This window comes from Cryobacterium sp. (genome assembly GCF_026786305.1).
Taxonomy (GTDB): Bacteria; Actinomycetota; Actinomycetes; order Actinomycetales; family Microbacteriaceae; genus Cryobacterium.
This window is the reverse complement of the sequence record NZ_JAJAYI010000032.1, coordinates 45,114-51,284: the sequence shown is the minus strand read 5'-3', so window position 1 is coordinate 51,284 and position 6,171 is coordinate 45,114. Positions and strand designations below refer to the sequence as shown.

The window sequence follows — 6,171 nt, the reverse complement described above, 5'->3', positions numbered from 1 at the left end:
CGTACCGGGGTAACTCTGACCGTCCCGCTCAGGGCGAGCGTCCGGCGTACCGGGGTAACTCGGACCGTCCGTCCGGCGGCAACGATCGTGCTCCGTACCGGGGTAACTCTGACCGTCCCGCTCAGGGCGAGCGTCCGGCGTACCGGGGTAACTCGGACCGTCCGTCCGGCGGCAACGATCGTGCTCCGTACCGCGGCAACTCGGACCATCCCGGGCAGGGCGGGGACCGCAAACCCTGGGACAAGGATGGGGCACGCCCCGAGCGCAGCAACCGGCCCAGCAGCGACCGGCCCAGCAGCGACCGGCCGCGCTCCGACAACGACAGCAAGCCGTGGACCCAGCGCGGCGGCTCGCCTAACCGTGCCGGTGCGCCGCGGGTCGATGCCGGTAAGAAACTGTGGACGCGCGACGGTGCCCCGGCTCGTAACGACCGCGATGCGCGCGTCGTCGAAGAGGAGATGACCGAAGAGCAGCGCATGCAGCGCGAGCTGCGTTCGGTGCGTCCGCGTCACGACGACCCGGAACTTCCCGACGACATTTCGGCCAACGACCTTGACCGCATTGCACGCAACGAACTCAAAACCCTGACAAAGGAGAACGCCGAAACCGTCGGACGCCACCTGGCCATGGCCGCCCGCGTCATCGACGAAAACCCGCAGCTCGCCCACCAGCACGTGATGAGCGCCGCCCGCCGGGCCGGCCGCATCGGTGTGGTGCGCGAAAGCCTCGCGATCACCGCGTACGCCACCGGTGACTTCGCCCTGGCCCTGCGCGAACTGCGCACCTACCGTCGTATTTCCGGCTCGAACGACCAGCTGCCCCTCATGGTCGACAGCGAACGTGGCGTCGGCCGCCCCGACCGTGCCCTCGAGCTCGGCCGTTCGGTCGACCGCAGCACGCTGCCCCCCGCCGTGCAGGTGGGCCTGGCCATCGCCATGTCGGGGGCACGCCTGGACCTCGGTGAAACGCATGCTGCGCTCGTCGAGCTCGAAATTCCGCAGCTCAACCCCAACACGGCCTTCTCCTACAGCCCCGAGCTGTTTGCCGCGTACGCGGAGGTGCTCACCGAACTCGGACGTGAGGGCGAAGCCGACGAGTGGCTCGAGCGGGCCTCCCGCGCCGACGCCGCCATCGGTGCCTCCGGCGACGATGACGAAACCATCGAAATCGAAGAGATGGAAGACGACGACGACGACGCCCTCGCCTACTTCGCCGCTGACGCCGGAGATGACGACACCGTATCCATCGACACCGTATCCATCGACACCGAGACGGAGCCGGATGCTGCATCGCCGAAAGCCTGAGTCGGCGACGCCGCTGGCCGGCGTTGACGTTCTGCTGGCCGATCTTGACGGTGTGGTGTATGCGGGCCAGGCGGCGATTCCCCTTGCAGTCGAGAGCCTGAACCGTGCCGCCGAGACCATTCGCGTGGGCTACATCACCAACAACGCCTCGCGCACCGATCAGTCGGTCGCCGACCACCTCACTCAGCTCGGGCTGACGGTGGAGGCAGCGGATGTTGTCACCTCCCCCCAAGCGGCCGTGCGGCTGCTGGCGGAACAGGTGGCTCCCGGCGCGAGCATCCTCGTTGTTGGTGGCGCCGGGCTCGTTGACGAGGTCGTCAAGGCCGGATTCGTGGTGACCCGCTCGGCCGACGACAAGCCGGCCGCGGTGATTCAGGGCTTCGCGCCGGAGGTCGGCTGGGTGCACCTGGCCGAGGCGGCGTTCGCGTTGAACGCCGACGGTGTGGGCATGGGAATTCCGTGGATCGCAACCAACACGGACTGGACCATCCCGGTCGCGCGCGGCATCGCACCCGGCAACGGGACGCTCGTCTCCGCCGTTCATACCGCCGTTGGCCGACTGCCGCTCGTGGCCGGCAAACCCGAAGCAGCCATCTTTTTGGAGGCCACGCGCCGTTTCAGCGCGCAAAATGCGCTCTTCATCGGTGACCGACTCGACACCGACATCCTGGGTGCCAATCGGGCCGGAATCCCCGCTGTGCTCGTGCTCACCGGCATCGACCGGGCCAAGCAGGCCCTCGCCGCCGACAAAGAGTCGAGGCCGGCATTCATTATTGAGAACCTCCAGCAGTTGCACGAGCCCTACCCGGAAACCGTGTTCTCCAAGGACGGCTCGACCGCCACGGTGAACGGCGCGAGCGTGCGCATCAACGGTAACGACGTGCAAATCGTCAAGGACGGCGACGGCGGTATCAACCTGCTGCGCGCCGCCTGCGCAGCGATCTACCGATCGGGACGGGCGATTTACGGACTCAACGTTCCGGAGCGACTCTATCTCGCGCAGTAGCCTAGACAGTGTGAACCCCGAGCCCGTCATGCCCGATCCCGTACCGGTTGATCTCGCCGCGCAACTGGCCGACATCGAGAGCCAGCCGCTCGACCAGCGCGCCAAGGCCTTCGGACAGCTGCAGGAGCGGTTGCGCGCACAGCTCGAAGACGCTGATGTCAACGTTGAAGCTGATACCGACCAGGCGGGCCAGGCATGAATGGCGCTGAGGCCCCCGCGCCGAAAAACCCACACGACCATGAAACAGACGCACCCATGCCTGAGCACCTGAACGACGCTGACCTGAACGACGCTGTCCTGAACGACGCTGTCCTGAACGACGCTGACCCGTTTGATGTCCTCCCAGAACGGATGCCCGCCTGCCGCCTCGACGCCGCCCTGGCCGATCGTGGGCTGGTTCGCTCCCGAACGGTCGCTGCCAAACTCATTGCCGACGGCCTCGTCACGGTGGACGGCGTACCGGTCGTGAAGGCCAGCACCAAAGTCTCAGCGGACGCCGTTCTTGATGTGGCTGCGACCGACCACTACGTCAGCCGGGGGGCCCACAAGCTCAACGCCGCCCTCGACGCATTCAACCTCACCGTCACCGGCCGCACGGCGCTCGACGCCGGCGCGAGCACGGGCGGTTTCAGCCAGGTACTGCTCGAACGCGGTGCCGCCCAGGTCATCGCCGCCGATGTCGGACATCGCCAGCTCGCCGCGCAACTGGAGACCGAGCCGCGGTTGAAGCTGGTCGAGGGCTACAACATCCGCTATGCGACCCCGGAAACCCTCGCCGGGGCATCTGGAATCGACACCCGACCCGACCTTGTCGTGGCCGACTTGTCGTTCATCTCGCTCACCACTGTGCTGCCAGCCCTCGTGGCCACGGCTGCGCCGGGCGCCGATTTCGTGTTGCTGATCAAACCGCAGTTCGAGGTGGGCCGTGGCGGCATTCGTGAGGGCATCGTGCACGACAGGGGACTGCGCTCCGACTCCGTGGCTGGCGTGCTCTGGGCCGGCTGGGACCTCGGCCTGAAAGTCTGCGGCGTCATCGCCTCACCCATCATCGGGGCGGCCGGAAATCACGAGTATCTGTGCTGGATGAGCGCCACGGCCGGCACAAATCCGACAGAATGGATGGACCGGATCGAAGCACTGGTGGGAGCGTGACGAGTTGAGCTACACCCCGCGGTACTTTCTCATCGTGGCCCACACCGGTCGCGCCGACTCGCTTGAGGCCGCCGCGACGGTCTGCAAGCAGCTCATCGCCAGCGGCGCTGTGCCGGTGCTCGCCGTGGACGAACGGGCCGATCTCCTCGCCTCCTCGCCCGAGCTCAACGGGCACATCGCGATTCTCGGCGAGAGCGTGTTGACCGCTGAGCTGGAACTGGTCATCGTGCTTGGCGGTGACGGCACCATTTTGCGTTCGGCGGAACTCGTGCGCGGTTGCTCGGCCCCACTGCTCGGCATCAACCTCGGCCACGTCGGATTTCTCGCCGAGAGTGAGCGCGACGACCTCGGTGAGGCCGTGCACCGCGCCCTCAAGGGGGACTACGAGGTCGAAGAACGCCTCGCCCTATCGGTCCGGGTCAAGGTGGCCGACGAGGTCGTCTACGAAACCTGGGCTCTCAACGAGGTCACCGTCGAAAAGGCCAGCCGTGAACGCATGATTGAGGTCGTCGTCGAGGTGGACGGTCGCCCGCTGTCCTCGTTCGGCTGCGACGGCGTCGTGTTGTCCACCCCGACCGGCTCGACCGCCTATTCGTTCTCGGCCGGCGGCCCGATTGTCTGGCCCGGCGTTGAAGCGCTGCTGCTGGTTCCCCTCAGCGCCCACGCCCTGTTCGCCCGGCCGCTGGTGGTCGGCCCGGAATCGTCGCTCGCCGTCGAGGTTCTTTCGCGTACCGGCGCCCGCGCCGTGCTGTGCGCCGACGGACGCCGCACCCACGATCTACCGACCGGAGCCCGCGTGATCGTGCGACGCTCCAGTGTGCCGGTGCGCCTGGCCCGCCTGCATATCGGCCCCTTCACCGACCGCCTGGTCAATAAATTCAACCTGCCCGTCACCGGCTGGCGCGGCCCGGTCGGCCGCGAGTGATCGCGCGCATCGGATGGTCGGCGCGGCCGGTCCCCAGGGATCGAGGCCGCGAGTGATCGACGAACTATTCATTCGCGACCTCGGCGTCATTGCCGAGGCGACGCTACCGCTCGGCCCCGGATTCACCGCCGTCACCGGCGAAACCGGCGCCGGTAAGACCATGGTGGTCACCGCTCTCGGACTGCTGCTCGGCGATCGAGCGGATGCCGGCACCGTACGTCAGGGCCAGAAGCAGAGTTTCGTACAGGGTCGCTGGGTCATTGACCCCGCCAGCGCTGTCGCGGACCGGGTGCGTGATGCCGGGGGAGACCTCGACGGCCCCGAACTCATTCTCGGACGCTCCGTCTCAAGCGAAGGGCGCAGTCGCGCGATGGTCGGTGGCCGCGGCGCGCCCGCGAGCGTGCTCGGCGACCTGCGCAACGACCTCGTCGTCGTGCACGGTCAAAGCGACCAGGTGCGCCTGCGCTCCGCCGCCGCCCAGCGCGACGCCCTCGATCGCTTTGCCGGCTCCGACCTCGCCGCCGTGCTCGGCGACTACCAGCACGCCTTCCACCGCTGGCAGGCCAACCAGGCCGATCTTGACCGGCTCCAGACCGAACAAGACCTGCGCGCCCGCGAGGCCGACGACCTGCGCGCCGCGATTGCCGAGATTGAAACGGTCGCCCCGCAACGCGGCGAGGACGCCGAGTTGGGCGAACGCGCCGAGCGCCTCGGTAACCTTGAAGAACTGCGTCTGGCCGGCGAACAGGCCCGCCAGCTCATCTCCGCCGAAGACAATCCCGACGATCTGCCCGACGTCGTCGCCCTGCTCGAGACCGCCCGGCGCGCCCTTGACCGGGTCGCCGTCCACGATGTGGCCCTGCCACCCCTCGTCGCCGCCATTGCCAATGTCGGTTTCGTCGTCGCCGACATCGCCGCCGAACTCTCCAGCTACCTGGCCGGCCTCGACGCCGACGGCGCCCGCGAACTCGAAATCGTGCAGGAACGCCGCTCCGAACTGAGCATCCTCGCCCGCAAATATCCGGGCGGCCTCGGGGAAGCCATCGAGTTTCTCGATACCGGCCGCACGCGGCTGCTCGAACTCGACTCCGACTCGGACCGCATCGAAACGCTCACGGCCGAAGCGGATGCCGACCACAAATTGGTCACCACGCGAGCCGCCGCCCTCACCGCGTTACGCGCAGCGGCGGCCGTGCAGCTCGGTGCCCGGGTGACCGCCGAGCTCGGCGCGCTGGCGATGCCGGATGCCGTGCTCCACGTGGCGGTCGAACTCGGCCCGGAGTTCACCGTCACCGGCAGCGACCTCGTACGCCTGCTGTTGCAACCGCACGCGGGCGCCGAACCGAGAGCGTTGGCGCGCGGGGCATCCGGTGGAGAACTGTCCCGGGTGATGCTCGCCATCGAGGTCGTCATCAACGCGACCGACCCGGTGCCGACCTTCGTCTTCGACGAGATCGACGCCGGCGTCGGCGGCGCCGCCGCGATTGAAATCGGCCGCCGACTCGCCCGACTCGCCGAGACCGCCCAGGTGATCGTGGTCACCCACCTCGCCCAGGTCGCCGCCTTCGCCGGCAACCACCTCAGCGTTGTCAAAGACAGCGACGGTTCCGTCACCGCGTCGAGCGTGCGCCAGCTGCGCGGTGACGACCGTGCCGCCGAAATGGCCCGCCTGCTCTCGGGTTTGCCCGACTCGAAGAGCGGCCTCGAACATGCCCGGGAACTGCTCGACCTTGCGCAGTCCTCTCCGACCGAACTTCCACCGAACAGTAAGTGACAAAATCCAA

The 6,171-nt window shown here is 67.9% G+C and carries 6 protein-coding genes; all 6 read left to right on the top strand.

Annotation, left to right across the window (positions count from 1 at the left end; genetic code table 11):
• On the top strand, positions 1–1,304 hold a 1,304-nt coding region (locus tag LH475_RS03470), incomplete at its 5' end, for a hypothetical protein (protein ID WP_297412877.1).
• A complete protein-coding gene (locus tag LH475_RS03465) occupies positions 1,282–2,310 on the top strand; it encodes an HAD-IIA family hydrolase (RefSeq protein ID WP_196845265.1) in 1,029 nt (342 codons plus the stop codon). The genes LH475_RS03470 and LH475_RS03465, both read left to right, overlap by 23 nt.
• A 28-nt stretch (positions 2,311–2,338) precedes the next feature.
• Entirely contained in the window at positions 2,339–2,509 is a 171-nt protein-coding gene (locus LH475_RS03460) for a hypothetical protein (protein ID WP_297412876.1), read from the top strand.
• A gap of 152 nt (positions 2,510–2,661) precedes the next feature.
• The gene (locus LH475_RS03455; protein ID WP_196845321.1) at positions 2,662–3,462 is read left to right on the top strand and encodes a TlyA family RNA methyltransferase; all 801 of its coding nucleotides are present in this window, start codon (positions 2,662–2,664) and stop codon (positions 3,460–3,462) included.
• Between the two features lie 4 nt (positions 3,463–3,466).
• Complete coding sequence (locus tag LH475_RS03450) at positions 3,467–4,387, top strand: NAD kinase (RefSeq protein ID WP_196845267.1); 921 nt, start codon at positions 3,467–3,469, stop codon at positions 4,385–4,387.
• A 52-nt stretch (positions 4,388–4,439) separates the two neighbouring features.
• A complete protein-coding gene (gene recN, locus LH475_RS03445) occupies positions 4,440–6,161 on the top strand; it encodes a DNA repair protein RecN (protein ID WP_196845268.1) in 1,722 nt (573 codons plus the stop codon).
• The last annotated feature ends 10 nt before the right edge of the window (positions 6,162–6,171 follow it).

Coding starts and splice junctions, on each gene's coding strand:
- LH475_RS03465 (WP_196845265.1), top strand. CDS start 1,282: ATGCTGCATCGCCGAAAGCCTGAGTCGGCGACGCCGCTGGCCGGCGTT.
- LH475_RS03460 (WP_297412876.1), top strand. CDS start 2,339: ATGCCCGATCCCGTACCGGTTGATCTCGCCGCGCAACTGGCCGACATC.
- LH475_RS03455 (WP_196845321.1), top strand. CDS start 2,662: ATGCCCGCCTGCCGCCTCGACGCCGCCCTGGCCGATCGTGGGCTGGTT.